13 protein-coding genes and 1 pseudogene are annotated in these 18,073 nt (G+C 70.7%); 4 read left to right on the plus strand and 10 right to left on the minus strand.

All coding sequences use genetic code 11. The features are described from left to right. Positions 1 to 71 precede the first annotated feature (71 nt). Positions 72 to 1,907 (minus strand): endonuclease/exonuclease/phosphatase family protein, encoded by a 1,836-nt coding sequence (locus tag ACFV6E_RS16115; RefSeq protein ID WP_385462131.1) that lies wholly within the window; start codon positions 1,905 to 1,907, stop codon positions 72 to 74. Between the two features lie 389 nt (positions 1,908 to 2,296). Here ACFV6E_RS16115 and ACFV6E_RS16120 point away from each other — a divergent pair, with 389 nt between their 5' ends. The 3 genes and pseudogenes from ACFV6E_RS16120 to ACFV6E_RS16130 form a co-directional block, all read left to right on the plus strand. Continuing rightward, positions 2,297 to 3,766, plus strand: a complete 1,470-nt coding sequence (locus ACFV6E_RS16120; protein WP_385462134.1) for a hypothetical protein — start codon at positions 2,297 to 2,299, stop codon at positions 3,764 to 3,766. Between the two features lie 345 nt (positions 3,767 to 4,111). Further along, a complete protein-coding gene (locus tag ACFV6E_RS16125) occupies positions 4,112 to 5,554 on the plus strand; it encodes an alkaline phosphatase PhoX (RefSeq protein ID WP_385177093.1) in 1,443 nt (480 codons plus the stop codon). 97 nt (positions 5,555 to 5,651) lie between these two features. Continuing rightward, positions 5,652 to 6,215: pseudogene (locus ACFV6E_RS16130) on the plus strand (TetR/AcrR family transcriptional regulator); the annotation flags it as partial. A 17-nt stretch (positions 6,216 to 6,232) separates the two neighbouring features. Here the strand turns inward: ACFV6E_RS16130 and ACFV6E_RS16135 are convergent. From ACFV6E_RS16135 to ACFV6E_RS16175, 9 genes are all read right to left on the minus strand, one after another. Further along, complete coding sequence (locus ACFV6E_RS16135; RefSeq protein WP_385462137.1) at positions 6,233 to 8,842, minus strand: NACHT domain-containing protein; 2,610 nt, start codon at positions 8,840 to 8,842, stop codon at positions 6,233 to 6,235. Between the two features lie 329 nt (positions 8,843 to 9,171). After that, entirely contained in the window at positions 9,172 to 10,380 is a 1,209-nt protein-coding gene (locus tag ACFV6E_RS16140; RefSeq protein ID WP_385462265.1) for a TerD family protein, read from the minus strand. Positions 10,381 to 10,443: 63 nt separating this feature from the next. Beyond that, complete coding sequence (locus tag ACFV6E_RS16145) at positions 10,444 to 10,665, minus strand: hypothetical protein (RefSeq protein WP_385176816.1); 222 nt, start codon at positions 10,663 to 10,665, stop codon at positions 10,444 to 10,446. A 43-nt stretch (positions 10,666 to 10,708) separates the two neighbouring features. Further along, positions 10,709 to 11,698, minus strand: a complete 990-nt coding sequence (locus ACFV6E_RS16150; RefSeq protein WP_385176819.1) for a zinc-dependent alcohol dehydrogenase family protein — start codon at positions 11,696 to 11,698, stop codon at positions 10,709 to 10,711. Then, positions 11,695 to 12,549 carry a carbohydrate ABC transporter permease gene (locus tag ACFV6E_RS16155; protein ID WP_385176822.1) on the minus strand — a complete coding sequence of 285 codons (855 nt, stop codon included), beginning with the start codon at positions 12,547 to 12,549 and terminating at the stop codon, positions 11,695 to 11,697. Before ACFV6E_RS16155 ends, ACFV6E_RS16150 begins: the two co-directional genes overlap by 4 nt. Continuing rightward, positions 12,546 to 13,487 carry a carbohydrate ABC transporter permease gene (locus ACFV6E_RS16160; RefSeq protein WP_385176825.1) on the minus strand — a complete coding sequence of 314 codons (942 nt, stop codon included), beginning with the start codon at positions 13,485 to 13,487 and terminating at the stop codon, positions 12,546 to 12,548. Before ACFV6E_RS16160 ends, ACFV6E_RS16155 begins: the two co-directional genes overlap by 4 nt. Then, entirely contained in the window at positions 13,484 to 14,851 is a 1,368-nt protein-coding gene (locus ACFV6E_RS16165) for an ABC transporter substrate-binding protein (protein WP_385176827.1), read from the minus strand. Before ACFV6E_RS16165 ends, ACFV6E_RS16160 begins: the two co-directional genes overlap by 4 nt. Before the next feature lie 114 nt (positions 14,852 to 14,965). Further along, positions 14,966 to 15,727 carry a DeoR/GlpR family DNA-binding transcription regulator gene (locus ACFV6E_RS16170; protein WP_385176829.1) on the minus strand — a complete coding sequence of 254 codons (762 nt, stop codon included), beginning with the start codon at positions 15,725 to 15,727 and terminating at the stop codon, positions 14,966 to 14,968. Between the two features lie 282 nt (positions 15,728 to 16,009). Further along, entirely contained in the window at positions 16,010 to 16,834 is an 825-nt protein-coding gene (locus ACFV6E_RS16175; RefSeq protein ID WP_385462140.1) for an NAD-dependent epimerase/dehydratase family protein, read from the minus strand. A gap of 296 nt (positions 16,835 to 17,130) precedes the next feature. On the opposite strand from ACFV6E_RS16175, the gene ACFV6E_RS16180 reads away from it, so the two are divergent. After that, complete coding sequence (locus ACFV6E_RS16180) at positions 17,131 to 18,072, plus strand: 5-dehydro-4-deoxyglucarate dehydratase (RefSeq protein WP_385462143.1); 942 nt, start codon at positions 17,131 to 17,133, stop codon at positions 18,070 to 18,072. The last annotated feature ends 1 nt before the right edge of the window (position 18,073 follow it).

Here is an 18,073-nt window from a genome sequence, read left to right on the forward strand (position 1 = left end):
GGCCGGACGTCCGGCCCGCGCCACGGTCATGACCGGCTACGGCCGGACACATCCGCCACGGTCATGGCCGGTCAGGGCCGGAACCGCAGCACCTGCGGGTCGTGGTCGCTGATCTGGTCGGAGAACTCCGCGTTGATGTGCACGCTGTCGTAGTCGAAGTTCCCGCCCCGGCGGATCGCGGGGCTGATCAGGATCTGGTCCAGGACCTGGCTGTTGCCCTGGTAGTCGTAGGTGTAACGCTCGCTCTTCGGCAGCGACTTGATCGCCGACCAGAGCGCGCCGTCGTCCTCGAGCAGCTTCGCCGTCGTGGAGAACTCGAAGTCGTTGATGTCGCCGAGCGTGACGACGTCCGCGTTCTTCTGCTTGGCGAGGAGGTCCTTGACGAAGGAGTTCACCGCGGTCGCCTGGAGGTGGCGCTGCGTCTCGGAGCTGCGCGTGGGCGGCTGGTACTGCGAGGTCAGCCCCTGGTCGCCGCCCTTGGACGCGAAGTGGTTGGCGATCACGAAGACCGTCCTGCCGCGGAAGACGAACTCGCCCGCGAGCGGCTTGCGGCTGGCGTCCCAGGCGGCGTCGGCCGGGTCGATCCGGCCGGGGGAGACCGTGAGGGCCGCCTTGCCGTGCCGCTCGGTGACACCGACGGCGGTGGTCGCGTCGCCGCCCGCGCGGTCGGTGAACGACACCCGCTCGGGGTTGAACAGGAAGACCTGGCGGATGTTGCCGCCGGGCTCGCCGCCGTCCTTGTCGTTCTCGGGGTCGATGCCGCGCCATTCGTACCGCGGGCCGCCCGCCGCGACGATCGCGTCGATCAGCTTCGTCACCGTCTGGTCGGCGGCCACCGTGCCGTCGTCCGTCGCGCCGTTGTTGTCCTGGATCTCCTCCAGGGACACGATGTCGGGCGAGCGCAGGTGGTCCACGATCGCGGCGGCGTGGTCCGCGAACGTGTCGTCGCCCGGGTCCAGGTTCTCCACGTTGTACGTGGCCACCGCCAGCTCACCGTGGGACTGCCGGTCCGTCGTCTCCTTCTTCACACCGCCCGCGTCCAGGGTGCCGAGCTGGTTGGCGACCAGCGTGTAGCCGCCGTACTGGTTGTAGTCGAGCGGGCCCGCGGTGGTGCCCTCCAGCGTGTCGCCCACGTTCGCGGCGGGGAAGTCGGCGGTCGAGCCGAGCGACTGGATCTGGAGCCGGCCCGTGTTCTGGGAGGTGTACGAGCCGTACACCGTGCCGCCGCGCCGGGTGGCGTTCTCGTGCGGCTTCACCGTGACCCACAGCTCGGTGTACGGGTCCGTGGCGGTGACCACGCGAGTGTCGGAGACCTGGACGTTCATGCCCTCCAGGGACTCGTAGTAGTCCAGGGCGTACTTCTTCGGCTTCAGCGTCAGGCCGTTGACCGAACCGCCCGCGGCCGCGTCGCCCGCCGGGGTGTACGCGTCCGGGACCGACCGGGCGTTCACGACCGTCGCCGCCGGGACCGCGTTGCCGCTGGAGAGCACGGTCACCGTCGGCTTGGTGAGCTCCGTCAGCGACTGGTTGCCGGTGGAGGTGCCGCCCGGCACGTACTCGGAGACGGTGCCGGTGACCGTGACGGAGTCCCCGGCGGCGACCTGCGGCGTGGAGCTGGTGAAGACGAACACGCCCTCGCTGGTGGCCGGGTCCGCGTCCGGGTTCGGGTCCTGGATCCAGAAGCCCCGCGACGATCCGTACGTCCGCACGCCCGTGACGATGCCCGCCACGTCCGTGACCTGCTTGCCCGCGTACGGGGATATCCGGGTGGTGCCCTGGATGTCGTGGATACGGACGGCGTCGGCCGCGTCCGCCTGGGCGGGTGCGGTGAGCACCACGGTGGAAACGGTGGAACAGACCGCGGCGACGGTCAGCGCGGCGATGCGCGCGGTTCTCCTGCTCGGCAAGGGATCCCTCCGGGGACATACGTGAGCGCCGGGACGAGGGTGAGGCGGCGTGGGGGAGTCCGGCCCGGGCTTCTTCCGGTGCGGGCCGGGACGCACTCAGCAGCGGACGGGCGAACGTCCGTGCTTTTCTACGCGCGTCAATCTCGTCCGTGGCCGGGGGAGTTGTCAAGGTTTCGGCGGTGGACGGCGGCCGACGGGAACGTGAACCAGGCGGCATGGGTGGAAATCCGTCTAGGCTGAGCGGCTGTGGTGACGCGGCGGGCGGTGCGGCGGGCGGTGCCGGGCGGCGGTGCCCGCCTGGTCCGTCCCCGGCTCCGTTCCGTCCGCGTCGACCGGCGCGCGCACCGCCCGTACACCCCCGTCCTGCTTGTCCGGAGGAGAATCAGCCGATGTCAGACAGCTCCCCCCTGCCGCCCGTGCGGCTGAAGTCCGAAGCGGAGCTGGCGCGGGACGCGCTCACCGCCCCGCTGCTGTCCCGCGCCGCGCGGCTCGCCCGCTGGGCCGGACCGGACACGCGTGTGGGCGCCGGCGGCGATCTCGTGGAGGAGCAGCTTCCGCAGGCGGCCGGTGAACTCGGACTGACCGGGGACGACGCCGCCGCCTACGCGAGCGAGGCATGGCGGGTCGCCGTCGACACGGGCCTGGTCGAGATCGTGGACGAGGAGGAGGGCACGGTCACCGCGGGCGCGGAGCTGGCGCTGCTCACGGGGGGCGCGCCGCAGGACGTCCTCCAGGTGTGGCTGGGCGCGCTGGAGACCGTGCTCGCCGACGCGAGCGTGCCCGACCTGGACGATCTCGTCGACGCCATGGACGAGGGCGGCTCCGTCGACTTCTCCCAGCTCGACTGGGACCCCGAGGCCGAGGCGGAGTTCCTGGACGGGGTCCTCGGCAACCTGTACCTGCTGACCGTCGGCGAGGAGGGGCTCGGCGAGAGCATGGTGCCGCTGCCCGCGCTGGCCGCGTCGATGATCGTGCCCGACGACATGGGGGAGCCGACCGACGACGTGCTGGAACAGGTGTCGGACGCGATGATGCGGCTCGACGACCAGTTCCGGCTGCTCGAACCCGTCGGGCTCGTGGAGTTCCAGCCGGTCGACGAGGCGCTGATGGCCGACGGTGAGGAGGAGGGCGAGGGCGAGGGGGACCGCGACGGTGACGACCGGGGCGGGGAGCCCGCGCCCGTCGACGAGACCGACGTCTCGAAGTACGGGATGGTGCGGCTGACCCCGCTCGGGCTGTACGGGCTGCGGGCCCGGCTGCTGGAGGCGGGCATCGACGCGCCCGCGGTCGGCGACCTGTCGGACAAGGGCGCCGACGCGCTCCTCGACGGCACGTCCGGCTTCCCGCCCGCGGCCGCGCAGGCCGAGACCGAACAGTGGCTCGCCCGGCGCGAACCGCTCGACGCGGCACGGGAACTGCTGGCCGCCGCCCGCGGTACGGACCCGGGGGCGCCGCTGCGGCGGCTGCGCTGCCAGCAGGCGCTGTCGCTCGTCGGCGCCGTGGCGGAACCGGCGTTGCGCGAGGTCCTCGACGACGCGGAACTCGGCGGGCTCGCCCGGGTCTGGCTCGCCGAGCGGGGCGCGGCCGACGTGCCCGCGCCGCCGGAGGCGATGGTCTTCTGGCTGACCGTCGACACGGTCGCCGCCCAGCTCGCCGCCGAGGGCAACTCCACCGAGCTCCAGGCCCTGGTCGAGGGGCTGGCCGCGCAGCACAGCGGCTTCTTCGCCGCCGCCTGGCGGGTCGACCACCCCGCCACCGCGGACGTCCTGGAGGCGATGGGGCGGCTGCACCCCGACAAGAAGGTGGCGAAGGAGGCCCGCAAGGCGGCGTTCAAGGCGCGGTCTGCGCAAGGGGGCTGACCGCCCCACGCTCACCGGTCCACGCTCACCGGTCCACGCTCACCGGGACGGCTCCGGCCGGCGGAACATCGCCGGGCGGGGTCGTTGCCGTGTCCGGGGGGTGCGGGTGGGCGGTTCCCAGTGGTGCGTGGTGTGGCTTCAGGTTGTGGGTGGGACGCTGCGTTGTGGGGGGGTGCTGTGTTGTGGGTGGGGTGCTCCTGCCAGGTGGATTCACGTAAGCAGGGGCCCCGATGTCGGTCCGCGTTCAACTGCCGTTCAGCGGTGAGCGGGACCGTGTGGCCGCATCGAAGTCCGCCCCCCGGCACGGCCCTCCGCTCGCCCACTCCACCTCTCAGGAGACAGCTCATGTCGCTCACCCGCAGGGACTTCGCCAGAAACTCGGCGCTCAGCGGTGCCGGGATCGCGCTGGCCGGCAGCGTCGCCGCCCTGGCCACGGCACCGCAGGCGCTCGCCTCCACGGACCACGAGAGCACGGGCGACGAGACGGCTGACCGGCACGGGGGCGTCGGATACGGGCCGCTGGTCCCCGACCCGGACGGCATCCTCGCGCTGCCCGCCGGGTTCTCGTACCGGGTGATCACCTACAGCGGCCGGACCAAGCTGGAGTCCGGTGAGTACACGCCGTCCAACCACGACGGCACCGCCACCTTCGACGGGCCCCGGGGCGCCACCCTCCTGGTCAACAACCACGAGCTGAAGGGCCCCCGCGCGAACTGGAAGTACCCCGTCCCGCTCACCGAGGGCCTGGTCTACGACCCGGCCGCGTCCGGCGGCTGCACGGTCGTCGAGGTCCGCCACGGCCATGTCGCCGAGTGGGTCGGCATCGCCGGCACCTCCACCAACTGCGCGGGCGGCAGCACCCCCTGGGGCACCTGGCTCACCGGCGAGGAGACCGAGGACCGGGCCGGCGAGAACGGCATGACCAAGGACCACGGCTACATCTTCGAGGTCGACCCCGAGGACCGCCGCCGCAACCGGAACCCGAAGCCGGTCAAGGCGCTCGGCCGGTACGCCCACGAGGCCGCCGTCGTCGACCCCAAGCGCGGACGCATCTACCTCACCGAGGACGCCTCCGGACCCAACGGCCTGCTCTACCGCTGGACGCCGCCGCAGGGCTTCGAGCACGGCCACGGGAAGCTGGCCTCGCTCGCGGACGACGCCGGCTCCCTCCAGGCGTTCAAGTGCTTCGACTCCGGCGGCCGGTTCGTGGACGACCTCTCCCGCGCCACGAGGACCGGTACGGTGTACGGCGTGGACTGGGTGGACGTGCCCGACCGCGACGCGAAGAGCGTCTCGGTGCGCAAGCAGTTCACCGACGGGCAGGTCACCCGGGCCCGCAAGCTCGAAGGCATGTGGTGGGGCGACGGCGGCGTGTACGTGGTCTCCTCCTACGCCCGCGAGGAGAGCCCCGTCCAGCACGACGGCGCCGTCTGGTTCTACGACCCCAAGCGGCGCACGCTCACCCTGAAGGTGCTGCTCGGCGTGAACACCGACCCCGACGAGGACGGCGCCTTCGACGGGCCCGACAACATCACCGTCTCCCCGTACGGCGGCCTCGTCATCGCCGAGGACGGCGAGGGCGTCCAGCACCTCTTCGGCGCCACCGACAGCGGGCGTACGTACCCGGTCGCGCGCAACGAGCTCAACATCGGTACGGCCGACGAGCCGGAGTACAGCGAGTTCACAGGCGTCACCTTCTCGCCCGACGGGCGGACGCTCTACGCCAACATCCAGGAGCCCGGCATCATGCTCGCCATCACGGGGCCCTGGAAGCGGCAGCGGCGCTGAGGTTCCGCGCGAGCCACGTCCGTCCGGTGTCCCGTCGGCTCCGTACCGCCCCCGGCTAAGGTGGTCGAAGCGTCCCCGGTCGGCAAGGAGCAGGTGAATGGCGCGGGTCAGGCCGATGCGGGCGGATGCGCGGCGCAACTACGAGCGGCTGCTCGAGGAAGCGGCCGTGGCCTTCGCCGAGCACGGGGTTGGCGCCTCGCTCGACGACATCGCCAAGCGGGCGGGCGTGGGCTCCGGGACCTTGTACCGTCACTTCCCGACGCGGCAGGCGCTGCTGGAAGCCGTCTACGTCGACAGCGTCGAGGCGATCGCCGCCCGCGCGGACGAGTTGGCGGACCGGCTGCCCCCCGGGCAGGCGCTGGTCGAGTGGCTCAACGAGCTGTGCGAGGGCATGATCCGGGTCCGTGGCCTGAAGGCGCTGCTCGGGCCCGCCGTCACCGACGGCGGGCCCGCGGCCGAGGGCGCCTGCGGTACGTCGGTCAGGGCGGCGGCGGGACGACTGGTCGAAGCGGCCCGCCGGGAGGGGAGCCTGCGGACGGACGTGGAGCCGATCGACCTGCTGCGGCTGGTCCACGGTGTCGCCACGGCGTCCGAACTGGCGGACGGGTCGGGCGCCCGCATCCGGCGGTATCTGTCCCTGCTGACGGAGGGGCTGCGGCCGCGGACGCGGGACGCGGATCAGGTTCCGAGCGAATCCACGTCGTCCCAGGACTCCGCGGCCGTACCGGAGGTCGTGGGCGGGGCGATGGGTTCCCCGACCACCCGCACCGACCGCGGGACCGTCTCCGCCGTGGACACCGGCACCTCGAAGTAGACGGTCCGCAGGTTGGGGAAGGCGCTCAGCCATTCCCACGTACCGCCCGGATCCACCTCCACCCAGAGGTCGTGCGGGCTCTCCCGGTCGCAGACGCGCAGGAACTCCTCCGGTGAGAACGACCCCGAGATCTTGAGCCGGGGACGGCCGCCGAATCTGCGGAGCACCCGCAGTTCCCTGGTGTTCGAGACCGGGAAGTACAGGAACTCCGGGCTGAGGTGCGCGATGACCTCCTCGCCGTAGCGGTCGCAGTCGAAACGGTTCCAGACCCGGGCCAGTTCGGTGCGGATCCTGAGGTCCGGCTCGTCCCGGTACAGCGCCAGCACGGGGATCGCCGCGTCGGTCGCGATGCGCGTCGCCGTCAGTACGGTGAAGTACGCCCTGTCCGGGGAGTCGGGAGGGATGTCCGCGGGGCCCGGAAGCAGGTCCAGGACGACCGGGCCGACCTCGGCCAGGGCACGGGCCTGCTCGGCCGACTGGGGCGGGATGAGCGCCGCGGCCCGCCGCTGCACCTCGTCGCGCACGTCGGGGTCCAGTTCCGTCGCGTGCTCCAGACAGGCCGCGGCCAGCAGGTGGAGGCGGCGCCCCTCCTTCTCCGACGCGTCACCGCGTGCGACGAGGCCGGTGAGCAGCCGCGTGCGTTCCATGAACCGCGCGTGCGCCACGGACATGCGGATGACGTCCTCCCACTGGTCCAGGTGGGCGTGCGCGATGAGAAAGTCGAAGTCGAGGCCCTCCACGGCCGCCCTGGCGCCCAGGTAGTCCTGGAACGTCCGGTGGATGAAATCCATGGCACCCGCGGTCGGCTCGCGCAGCAGACCGCTGCGGACCACCAGATGGCGGTAGATCTCCTCCGGAGAGCCCTGCTCGGCCACCTTCGGCATCGTCGGCAGCGCGTGGTCGAGCAGACGAACGGCGTCGCCCCGGTCCATCTCCGACCGGCCGTTGCGGATCATCCAGTACGCGAGTTTCTGGATGAGCTGCACCAGATGGGCTTCGCCGATACGGATGGCACCCGGCTTGTGAATGCCCCGTTCGCGGTCCCGGCGGGACAGCAGCATGCTGAGCGCCGCGTCGTAGATCTCCTTGCGGCCGTCCGGGAGGTAGCCGCGGCGGTCCTGGTGGAGCGCGCAGATCAATGCGCACATGAGGGGGTTGGTCGCGAGCCGCGCCAGGTCCTGCTTCGCCCGGATCGCCCGCATCAGATCCTGGGCGTACTGGTCGCCGATGCCGGCCGCCTTGTGCCACCGTTCGACGAACGCCGCGATGTTGTCCCTGCTCATCGCGGCGAGGTCCAGTTCGGCGAAGTCGTCACCTGTCAGCCAGTTCTCCCGGACGGCCGAGGGGCGCGAGGTGACCAGCCAGCGGTTGCGGGGGTAGGTGGCGACCAGGTCCTGCAACCAGCGACGGGCGCCCTGGCGTTCGCTCTCCGGGATCTCGTCGATGCCGTCGACCAGGATGAGGCCCCGTCCCGAGCGGAGCACCCGGTCGAACCAGCCCGCCGGTTGCAGGGCGGCGATCGGACAGCTCACCTCGGAGAGGAACTCGTCCGGTGTCGGCAGTTTCGCGCCGCCCCGCGTCAGCGTGCGCAAGGGAAGGACGAAGGGGACGAGACCGTAGAGGTACAGCAGGCGTTCGTCGAGGTTCTTCTGCGCGGTGGACACCGCGAGCCACTGGATCAGGGTCGTCTTGCCCGAGCCTGCGACTCCGCGCAGCAGCACGCGGTGGCGTCCCGCCAGGATCTGGTCGGCGGGCAGGTGCGTCGTGTCGCCCACCGCGTCCAGGCTGAGATAGGCGGTGTCCAGGGGCCAGATGCCCGGTGACTCCGCGAGGTCGAGGCCGAAGATGGTCAGCTTGCCGTGCTTGGACGCGATGTACTGCGCGTACCGTTCCTCGAAGGGTGCGTCCGCGGGGGACGGGGTGCGGGCGATCAGCGTGTCGATCTTGATCGACAGTTCCTCGATGCGGCGGCTCTGTTCCACCAGGGTGCGGGCTACGAAGGTCGACCTCTGGGTGAAGAAGTGCACGATGTGCAGGCAGGCGGTGTCCAGCACGCTCACGTAGAGCAGGACGGCGTCGTTGGACAGGCCGAGCGTGGCCGATCTGCTCTGGGCGCGCAGGTGCTGGGCGAACGCCATGTGGCCCAGCTGTACGGCCTGTACGTCTTCCATGTCGATGCTGTCCATGGCGCGCAGCGAGTCTGCGACCGCGTGGGCCACGGCTCGTCGTTCGTACGCTGGGAGTTGTTCCGCGACGCCGGTGGACTGGGCGGCGCGGGCTACCAGTTCTCTGGCGATCTTGTGCAGGTCGGTCTCGGAGAGGGTCCGCTTCTCGCCGGTGAAGGACAGCAGGCGGGACACGCGTACGGGGTTGTCGACCAGGCCCGCGCCGGGGCCTTCCGCCACGAACAGTTTCTTGATCAGCGGGGCGACCACGCTTGAGGCCAGGCGGGCGCCGATGGCCGCGGGCTCCATCTGTCTCCCTGTCGCGCACGTACCCGGCAATGGGAGCAGAGTAGGGCAAACGCGGGGCTCGTATGCGGGGAATTCGGGGAACGGGGGCCGGGGCCCGTGCCGGTGCGCCGGCGGCGGGTGGGGGTGCGGGGCCGTGCCGGTGCATCCGCCCGTCGGTGGTCGGGCACTTGGGCTTGCTGGTAGGTGCTGACCTTGGGTGTGACTACGTCTCGACGGGCATGTGATGCACCGGCACGGCCCCTCCCGTCCGGATGGCGGGTGCGGCGGGTGGGGGTGCGGGACGCCGCCGGCGCACGGTTCCTTTCGTCCGGATGGCGGCTGCGGGGGGCTTACAGCGCGGCCGCTGCCGGCTTCACCATTCCTCGGACTGTGCGGGACTTCACGAAGTCGCCCATTGCTGTCATGTCCCACTCGCCGGAGAACTGGCGGATGAGCTTGGCCATCATGACGCCGGTCTGCGGTTCGGCGTTGGTGAGGTCGAAGCGGACGAGTTCCTCGCCGGTGGCTGCGTCGAGGAGGCGGCAGTACGCCTTGGCCACCTCGGTGAACTTCTGGCCGGAGAACGAGTTGACCGTGAAGACCAGGCCCGTGACGTCCTGGGGGAGGCGGCCGAGGTCCACGACGATGACCTCGTCGTCGCCTCCGCCCTCGCCCGTGAGATTGTCGCCGGAGTGCTTGATCGCGCCGTTCACGATGGAGAGCTTGCCGAAGTAGCAGCTGTCGATGTGGTTGCGCTGCGGGCCGTAGGCGATGACCGAGGCGTCCAGGTCGATGTCCTTGCCGCGGAACGCGGGCTCCCAGCCCAGGCCCATCTTGACCTGGGAGAGCAGCGGGCGGCCCGCCTTCACCAGGGAGACGGTCTGGTTCTTCTGGAGGCTCACCCGGCCCTTGTCGAGGTTGATCTTGCCGGGGGCGGCGGGAGCGCCGGGAGGGGCGGGAGGGGCTTGGGGTGCGGGTGCGGTCGTGGGTGCGGGCGGGGTGGTCGACAGGCGGGGGTCCGTGGGCGGGGCCGGGGGTGCGGTGGGCTGCTGGGGGGCCGGGGGCGGCTCCTCCACCGTCACGCCGAAGTCCGTGGCGATGCCTGCCAGGCCGTTCGCATAGCCCTGGCCCACTGCTCGGGCCTTCCAGGCGCCGTTGCGCAGGTAGATCTCCACCACGACCAGGGCCGTCTCCGTGCCCAGGGCCGGTGGGGTGAACGTGGCCAGGGCGGAGCCGTCGTCCGCGTTGCGCAGGGTGGCCGTGGGTTCGATGCCCTGGAAGGTCTGGCCCGCGGAGTCGGGGCTCGCGGTGACGACGATCTTCTCGATGCCCGGCGGGACCGCTGTCGTGTCGACGGTGATCGCGTCCGGGGCCGAGCCGCCGCCCGAGCGGTAGGTCACGCCCGGGCCCGACGGCTGGTTGTAGAAGATGAAGTCGTCGTCGGAACGCACCTTGCCGGCGGCGGTGAGCAGCAGGCCCGAAACGTCGAGCCGCACCGGGGCGGCCACGTCCACCGTCACGCGGGTGACGGGGAGAGGGATGTTCGAGCCGGGGGTCATAGCGGTCATGACGGGTGAACGAGCGGGGGGACTTTGCCGTTCCCTTACCTGGCGCCGAATGGGTCAGCGTTTGTTGCGGGGGTGGTCGCGTGCCGTGCGTTCGTTGCCGTGTCTGTAGTTCCCGGTCCAGCGGGCCATCAGTTGCTGTGCGTCGGTGGACTGGAGGGCGGCCAGGAATTCGCGGGCCCTGGCTCCTCTCAGGGTGGTGGCGGGGCGGTTGTGGTGGGTGATCGTTACGGTGCCGTCCGGGTGTTCTTCGTAGGCGAATCCAGTGGGTCGGGGCATGGCCGGATGGTAGGACCCGGCCATGCCCGGAGACAGGGAATTGTTACGGGGTGACGATGATCTTGCGGCCCACTCCCGCGGCGAACTGCTCCAGCGCCTGCGGGTAGTTCGCCAGCGGGAGGCGGTGGCTGATGAAGACGTCCGGGTCGATGACGCCCGCCGCGAAGAGCTCCGCCGCGCGCTCGTAGCTGTGCAGGACCGCCATCGAGCCCGTGATGGTGATCTCCTGGTTGTAGATGCGGTACGGGTCGATCTCCACGCGGGTCGCGTAGTCCGCCACTCCGAACTGGAGGAAGGTGCCCGCCTTGGAGACCCGGTACAGGCCGTCCTGGATCGCCGCCGCGTTGCCCGTGGCGTCCACCACCACGTCCCAGCCCTGCGGGCGGTCCAGTTCGTCCGCGTTCGCCGCGGAGGCCGAGACGCCGAGCTGCTGGGCCGTGGCCAGGCGTTCCGGGTTGAGGTCGATCATGTCCACGCTCGCCGCGCCCGTGCGCTTGGCCAGTTCCAGCATCATCAGGCCCATCGTGCCCGAGCCGTAGATCAGGACGTGGGCGCCGAGGCGGGAGTTCAGGACGTCGTAGCCGCGCACCGCGCAGGACAGCGGTTCGATGAGGGCGGCGTCCTCGGTGCGGACGTTCTCGGGGAGCTTGACGCAGTTGGCCACCGGGGCCACCGCGAACTGGGCGGCGCCGCCCGCCGTGGTGACGCCGATCGCGGCCCAGCGTTCGCACATGTTGTTGTGGCCGTCACGGCAGAAGCGGCACTCGTAGCAGTAGAGGGACGGGTCGACCGCCACCCGGTCGCCGACCGCGACCTCGGAGACCTGCGTGCCGACGGCGGCCACCGTGCCCGCGAACTCGTGGCCCGGGACGATCGGCAGCTTCGGGGCGAACTCGCCCTGGAGGATGTGCAGGTCCGTGCCGCACAGGCCGCAGGCGGCGACCTCGACGACCACCTCGCGGGGGCCGGGCGTCGGGTCGGGGACCTCCGTGACGACGGCTTTGCCCACGGACTCGATGACGGCGGCCTTCATTTCACTGCTCCCAACGACAGGCCCTGGACCAGTTTGTCCTGGGCGGCGAACCCCGCGGCGAGCACCGGCAGGGAGATGACGAGCGACGCGGCGCACACCTTGGCCAGGAACAGGCCCTGGCTAGTGATGAAGCCGGTCAGGAAGACGGGGGCGGTCTCCGCCACCACGCCGGTGAGCACCCGGGCGAACAGCAGCTCGTTCCAGCTGAAGATGAAGCAGATCAAGGCTGTCGCGGCTATGCCGGGCGCGGAGATCGGCGCCACTATGCGGGCCAGGATCGTCGGCAGCCTCGCGCCGTCGATCTGCGCTGCCTCGATGACCGCCACCGGGACCTCCGCCAGGAACGACTGCATCATCCACACGGCTATCGGCAGGTTCATCGACGTGTAGAGGATGACCAGCAGCCAGATGTTGTCCAGCATGTCCGTGTTCTTGGCGAAGAGGTAGATGGGCAACAAACCCGCTACTACCGGGAGCATTTTTGTCGACAGGAAGAAGAAGAGGACGTCCGTCCACTTTTTTACCGGGCGGATCGACAAGGCGTACGCCGCCGGGAGGGCCAGGACGAGGACCAGGAGGGTGGAGGCGAGGGAGGCCACAGCTGAGTTGATCAGGGACGGCCAGGGGCTCGCGCCGCCGCCCGAGCCGAAGAACTCACGGTAGCCGTCGAGGGTGAGGGACGCCGCGAAGGACGGCGGGTTGGTCGCCGCGTCCGACTCGGAGTGGAAGGACGTCAGGGCCATCCAGGCGATCGGCAGGAAGAAGACCACGCCGGCCAGCCAGGCCAGCAGGCCCAGGCCCGCTCCCCGGGCGCGCCGGCTGCGTACGGGTGTTGCGGTGGTGGCGCTCATGCGCGGGACGCCTCCTCGCGGAACAGGGACGACACCACGCGCAGGGCGAAGGTCGCGATGATGATGGAACCGATGACGACCAGGACGCCCGCGGCCGAGGCGAGGCCGTTCTCGTGGGCCTGGTAGAAGCTCTGGTAGACGGTGTACGGGAGGTTCGCGGTGCCCAGGCCGCCCGAGGTGATCGTGAAGACCGCGTCGAAGTTCTGGACGATGTAGATCGAGCCCAGCAAAGCGCCCAGCTCCAGGTAGCGGCGCAGGTGCGGCAGCGTCAGGTGGCGGAAGATCTGCCAGTCGCTCGCGCCGTCCACCCGTGCGGCCTCTATCTGCTGGTTGTCGCGGCTCTGGAGGCCCGCCAGCAGGATCAGCATCATGAACGGGGTCCACTGCCAGATGAGGGACGCCTCCACCGCAAGGAGGGGGGTGTCGCTGATCCAGTCCGGCTGGGGGCCGCCCACATAGTGCAGCAAGCCGTTGAAGAGGCCGTACTCCGGGTTGTACAGCACATGCTTCCAGAGCAGGGCCGCCGCCACGGGTACGACCAGGAACGGTGCGATGAGCAGGGTGCGGACCAGGCCACGGCCGCGGAACTTGCGGTCCATCAGGAGAGCCAGGGCCAGGCCGATGACCAGGCTCAGGATCACCACCGTGGCGGTGAGGAGGATCGTGGTCCACACCGACTTGCGCAGGTCCGCGTCGGTCAGGACCTCCGAGTAGTTGCCGAAGCCCGTGAAACTGCGGGCGTCCGGGTAGAGGGCGTTCCAGTCGAAGAACGAGATCACCAGCGTCGCCACGAACGGGAGCTGCGTCACCGCGATCATGAAGATCAGGGCGGGCAGGAGCGGGGCGCGGGTGGCCCAGGCGCGCAGGCGGCCGGACGGGGGTCCCTGGGTGGCGCGGGACGGGACGGCGGCGGGCGGTGCTGTCGTGGTGGCGGTCATCGGCCCTCGTACTCCTCGGAGATCTCTTCTGCGAGTCGCTGGGACTTCTTGAGGGCCGACTCGACGGACTGGCGTCCGGCGATGGCCGCGCTGATCTCCTGGGAGACCTTGGTGCCGAGATCGGTGAACTCGGGGATGCCGACGAACTGGATGCCCGGCGCGGGGCGCGGCTGCACGCCCGGGTCGGTGGGCCTGGCCCCCTCGATGGCGGCGCGCGTCATGTCCTGGAAGGCGCCCGCCTCCTTGCGGTAGTCGGCGTTCGTGTACGTCGAGGCCCGCTTGCCCGCCGGTACGTTGGACCAGCCGATCTCGTCGCCGACGAGCTGCTCGTACTCCTTGCTGGACGCCCAGGAGACGAACTTCCACGCCTTGTCGGAGTTGTGGGACGCCTTCTGCATGCCCCAGGCCCAGGTGTAGAGCCAGCCGGAGTTGTCGGTCTTCTCGACGGGGGCGGGGGCGTAGCCGATCTTGCCCTTCACGGGGGACTTCTCCGCTTCCAGGGACCCGGCTGCGGAGGTGGCGTCGTACCACATGGCCGTCTTGCCCTGGGTGAGGTTGTTCAGGCACTCGGCGAAGCCGGACTGGGCGGCGCCCGACTCGCCGTGCTCGCGGACCAGGTCGACATAGAACTTCGTCGCCTTCACGAACTCGGGGGAGTCGAGCCGCGCCTTCCAGTCCTTGTCGAACCAGGTGCCGCCGAAGGTGTTCACCACCGTGGTGAGCGGTGCCATCAGCTCGCCCCAGCCGGGCAGGCCGCGCAGGCAGATGCCCTTCATGCCGGACTCCGCGCCGTCCACCTGGGCGGCGAGGTCCGCCACCTGCTCCCAGGTGGGGTGCTCCGGCATCTTCAGGCCCTTCTCGGCGAACACGTCCTTGCGGTACATCAGGAACGAGGATTCGCCGTAGAAGGGCTGGCCGTAGAGCTTGCCGTCGTCGCCGGTGAGCGACTGGCGCATCGGCTTGAGGATGTCCTGCTCGTCGTAGGCGGAGTCCTTGGCGACGTAGGAGTCCATCTCGTGCAGCCAGCCGTTGCGGGCGTAGATCGGGATCTCGTAGTTCGACAGGGTGGCGACGTCGTACTGGCCGGCCTGGTTGGCGAAGTCCTGGCTGATCTTGTCGCGCACGTCGTTCTCGGGCAGCACGGTGAAGTTCACCTTGATGCCGGTCTCCTTGGTGAAGTGCGCGGCGGTGAGCTTCTGCAACTCGACCATCTGGGGGTTGTTGACCATCAGCACATTGATGGAGTTGCCGCCGGAACCGGCTCCGCCCGCCCCGGCCCAGCAGCCGGAGAGCAGCGGGGCGAGCAGCGTCCCTGCGGCGGCCACGGCTATCGCGCGCGGCCTCCGTCGGCTCTGGGTTCGCATGGATCGCTCCTGGACGTAAGGACGAATGGGGAGTAAGGGATGCATGGGGATCAAAGGGGGATTTAGGGTGCGGGTAGGGAAGGGGGTGCCCCGGGTGGGGCTCGGACGGGATGGTCAGACTCGGATGACCTGCGGGCCCTGCAATGCGTAGCGGTGGGCCTCGGAGGCGGGCAGCAGGGTGCTCGTGACGATCGCCTCCAGCGTGCTGATCTCCGCGAACCGGCAGAAGCTGACCGCGCCGAACTTGGTGTGCGCGCCGGTGAACACGGTGCGCCGCGCCGCGCGGATCGCCTGCGCCTTGACCTCGCTGACCGCCGGGTCGGGGGTGGTGAGGCCGTGTTCGCGCGAGATGCCGTTGGCGCCGATGTACGCCAGGTCGATGACGAAGCCGGCGAGCATCTTCGTCGTCCAGTGGTCCACGGTGGCGAGCGTGCCGGGGCGGACCCGGCCGCCGAGCAGCAGGACGCTGGTGTTGTCGGCCTCGGCGAGCGCGCCCGCCGTGGCCAGGGAGGCGGTGACCACGGTCAGCGGCCGGTCCCGCGGCAGTGCCTCGGCGATGAGCTGCGGGGTGAAGCCCTCGTCGACGAAGACCGTCTCGGCGTCGCCGAGCAGTTCGGCGGCGGCGGCCGCGATCCGGCGCTTCTCGGGCACGTGGCTGGTGGTGCGGAAGGCGAGCGTCGTCTCGAAGCCGGCGCTCTCCACCGGGTAGGCGCCGCCGTGGGTGCGCCGTACCAGGCCGTGGTCCTCCAGGGTGCGCAGGTCGCGGCGGACGGTCTCCTTCGCCACGCCCAGTTCGGCGGCGAGCGCGGTCACGTCGACGGACCCGGCGTGGCGGGCGACCCGGACGATCTCGCGCTGTCGTTCCTCCGCCGTCATCGCGGTCACCTGCTTTCTTGCTCAACTTCCACTGCGCGCGCTGCCCGTTCGGGCCCGCTGGGGCCACGTGGGAAGTTGTACAGCGGGTTCTGGCCACTGACCAGGCCTGTTGCATGCCCGATCATGCCCGGATGTGCCCGTTCCATGCCTCGGGTGCCCGGGTGCGGACCTGGGGCGGAGCTGTGCGGGGAGTGGAATCGGGCAGTGCCGGTGCCCGAACAGCGGGGCGGGCGGGCCCGTTCGGTGCCCGCCCGCCCCTTGACGCCGTCGCCGGCCTCCGCGTCAGTACGGCCAGATCGGCGGGTTCGTGGTGAAGTGGCCGCCGAGGTGGGCGTGGTCCGGGTTGTCCGGGTCGAGTTCGCCCTGTTCGGCGACGAGCTTCGCGGCGTAGGGCTCGGAGTCGTCCCGCGGTTCGTAGCCCAGCGCGCGGGCGGTGGTCAGGTCCCACCACAGACGGGTGTTGGCGGACGAGCCGTAGACGACCGTGTGCCGGACGTCCTCGGCGGTCAGCGCGGCGTGGAAGAGCCGGGCGCCGTCCTCGGGGCTCATCCACACCGAGAGCATGCGGACGCTGGTGGGCTCGGGGAAGCAGGAGCCGATGCGCACCGAGACCGTCTCCAGGCCGTGCCGGTCCCAGTAGAGCTGGGCGAGGTCCTCGCCGAAGGACTTGGAGAGGCCGTAGAAGGTGTCCGGGCGGCGCGGGGTGTCGATGGGGATCAGATCGGCGGGGGCGAAGGGCGGCTCGCCCGCCGGGCGGGGGGTGTAGCCGACCGCGTGGTTGGAGGAGGCGAAGACGATCCGCCGCACCCCTTCCTCGCGTGCCGCCTCGTAGAGGTTGTACGTCCCCTCGATGTTCGACGCGAGGATCTTGTCGAAGGAGGCTTCCAGGGAGATGCCCGCGAGGTGGATGATCGCGTCGACGCCTTGCACCGCCTCGCGCAGCGCCGCCCGGTCCGAGAGATTCGCGGTGATCGCGTCCGGCTCGCCCTCGACGGGGAGGAGGTCGAAGAGCCGCAGCTCGTAGCCGTACCGCGGCAGCAGGCCCCGCATCAGGGTGCCGAGTCCGCCGGCGGCGCCGGTGAGCAGGACGGTGCGGGGGGCGGGCATTCTCGGTCTCCTTGCATCGGCGGCCCACATGCCATACGCATGCGTGTATCACATTCACATCCGTGGACACGCTAGGGAGCGCCGGTGCTCTGCGTCAAGTGTCCTGCGCGTGTCCCGTGAAGGTGTCAAATCCGCCTCTGTATTGCGGGTTTGCCTGCTTGACCGGCCCCGAGGCGGCGGCTTAGCGTGGGCCTGTTCAGAGATATGGACGTGAATCAGAGACGTGCACCGCGTAGTGCGCGTGAGCGCCGGTCGGGCGCGCCGCGCCGGGCGCCGTGCCTGTTCAGGGAGAGCCCGTGACGTCAGCCACTCTCGCCGCTCGACTGCGCGCCCCCAGCGGCCCGTTGTTCTTCCCCGTCACCGCGTACGGACCCGACGGCTCGGTCGACCTCGACGTCTACCGCGAGCACGTACGCCGGGGCGTCGAGGCCGGTGCCGCCGCCGTCTTCGCGTGCTGTGGCACCGGCGAGTTCCACGCGCTCACCCCGGAGGAGTTCCAGGAGTGCGTACGGGCCGCCGTGGACGAGACGGCGGGGCGGGTGCCGGTGATCGCCGGGGCCGGGTACGGGACCGCGCTCGCCGTGCGGTACGCGCGGCTCGCCGAGGAGGCCGGGGCCGACGGGCTGCTCGCCATGCCCCCGTACCTCGTGGTGGCCGGGCAGGAGGGGCTGCTGCGGCACTACCGCGAGCTCGCCGCCGCGACCTCCCTCGACACCGTCGTCTACCAGCGGGACAACGCGGTGTTCACCCCCGGGACCGTGGCCGGACTGGCGCGCACCGACGGGATCATCGGGCTCAAGGACGGGGTCGGCGACCTCGATCTGATGCAGCGCATCGTGAGCGCCGTGCGGGAGGAGGCACCCGGAGACTTCCTCTACTTCAACGGACTGCCGACCGCCGAACTCACCATGCCCGCCTACCGCGGCATCGGCATCACCCTCTACTCCTCCGCCGTCTTCTGCTTCGCGCCCGAGATCGCCCTCGCCTTCCACCGGGCGCTGAACTCCGGGGACGACGCCACCGCGCAGCGGCTCGTCGACGGCTTCTACCGGCCCTTCGTCGAGCTGCGAGCCCAGGGCCGCGGTTACGCCGTCTCGCTGGTCAAGGCCGGGGTGCGGCTGCGCGGCCTGGACGTGGGCGAGGTGCGGCCGCCGCTGCACGAACCGGCCGGTGACCACGTCAAGCGGCTCGCCGAGCTGATCGAGCGCGGCCACGTGCTGGCCGAGGAGGGCCGGTGAC

Origin of the sequence: Streptomyces sp. NPDC059785 (assembly GCF_042732375.1) — a bacterium.
GTDB lineage: Bacteria > Actinomycetota > Actinomycetes > Streptomycetales > Streptomycetaceae > Streptomyces.

What these genes read in the sequence shown, in the direction of transcription:
- ACFV6E_RS16175 (WP_385462140.1), bottom strand. Translation starts at nt 16,834, where the DNA reads ATGCCCGCCCCCCGCACCGTCCTGCTCACCGGCGCCGCCGGCGGACTC.
- ACFV6E_RS16155 (WP_385176822.1), bottom strand. Translation starts at nt 12,549, where the DNA reads ATGAGCGCCACCACCGCAACACCCGTACGCAGCCGGCGCGCCCGGGGA.
- ACFV6E_RS16160 (WP_385176825.1), bottom strand. Translation starts at nt 13,487, where the DNA reads ATGACCGCCACCACGACAGCACCGCCCGCCGCCGTCCCGTCCCGCGCC.
- ACFV6E_RS16140 (WP_385462265.1), bottom strand. Translation starts at nt 10,380, where the DNA reads ATGACCCCCGGCTCGAACATCCCTCTCCCCGTCACCCGCGTGACGGTG.
- ACFV6E_RS16170 (WP_385176829.1), bottom strand. Translation starts at nt 15,727, where the DNA reads ATGACGGCGGAGGAACGACAGCGCGAGATCGTCCGGGTCGCCCGCCAC.
- ACFV6E_RS16150 (WP_385176819.1), bottom strand. Translation starts at nt 11,698, where the DNA reads ATGAAGGCCGCCGTCATCGAGTCCGTGGGCAAAGCCGTCGTCACGGAG.
- ACFV6E_RS16165 (WP_385176827.1), bottom strand. Translation starts at nt 14,851, where the DNA reads ATGCGAACCCAGAGCCGACGGAGGCCGCGCGCGATAGCCGTGGCCGCC.
- ACFV6E_RS16120 (WP_385462134.1), top strand. Translation starts at nt 2,297, where the DNA reads ATGTCAGACAGCTCCCCCCTGCCGCCCGTGCGGCTGAAGTCCGAAGCG.
- ACFV6E_RS16145 (WP_385176816.1), bottom strand. Translation starts at nt 10,665, where the DNA reads ATGCCCCGACCCACTGGATTCGCCTACGAAGAACACCCGGACGGCACC.
- ACFV6E_RS16125 (WP_385177093.1), top strand. Translation starts at nt 4,112, where the DNA reads ATGTCGCTCACCCGCAGGGACTTCGCCAGAAACTCGGCGCTCAGCGGT.
- ACFV6E_RS16135 (WP_385462137.1), bottom strand. Translation starts at nt 8,842, where the DNA reads ATGGAGCCCGCGGCCATCGGCGCCCGCCTGGCCTCAAGCGTGGTCGCC.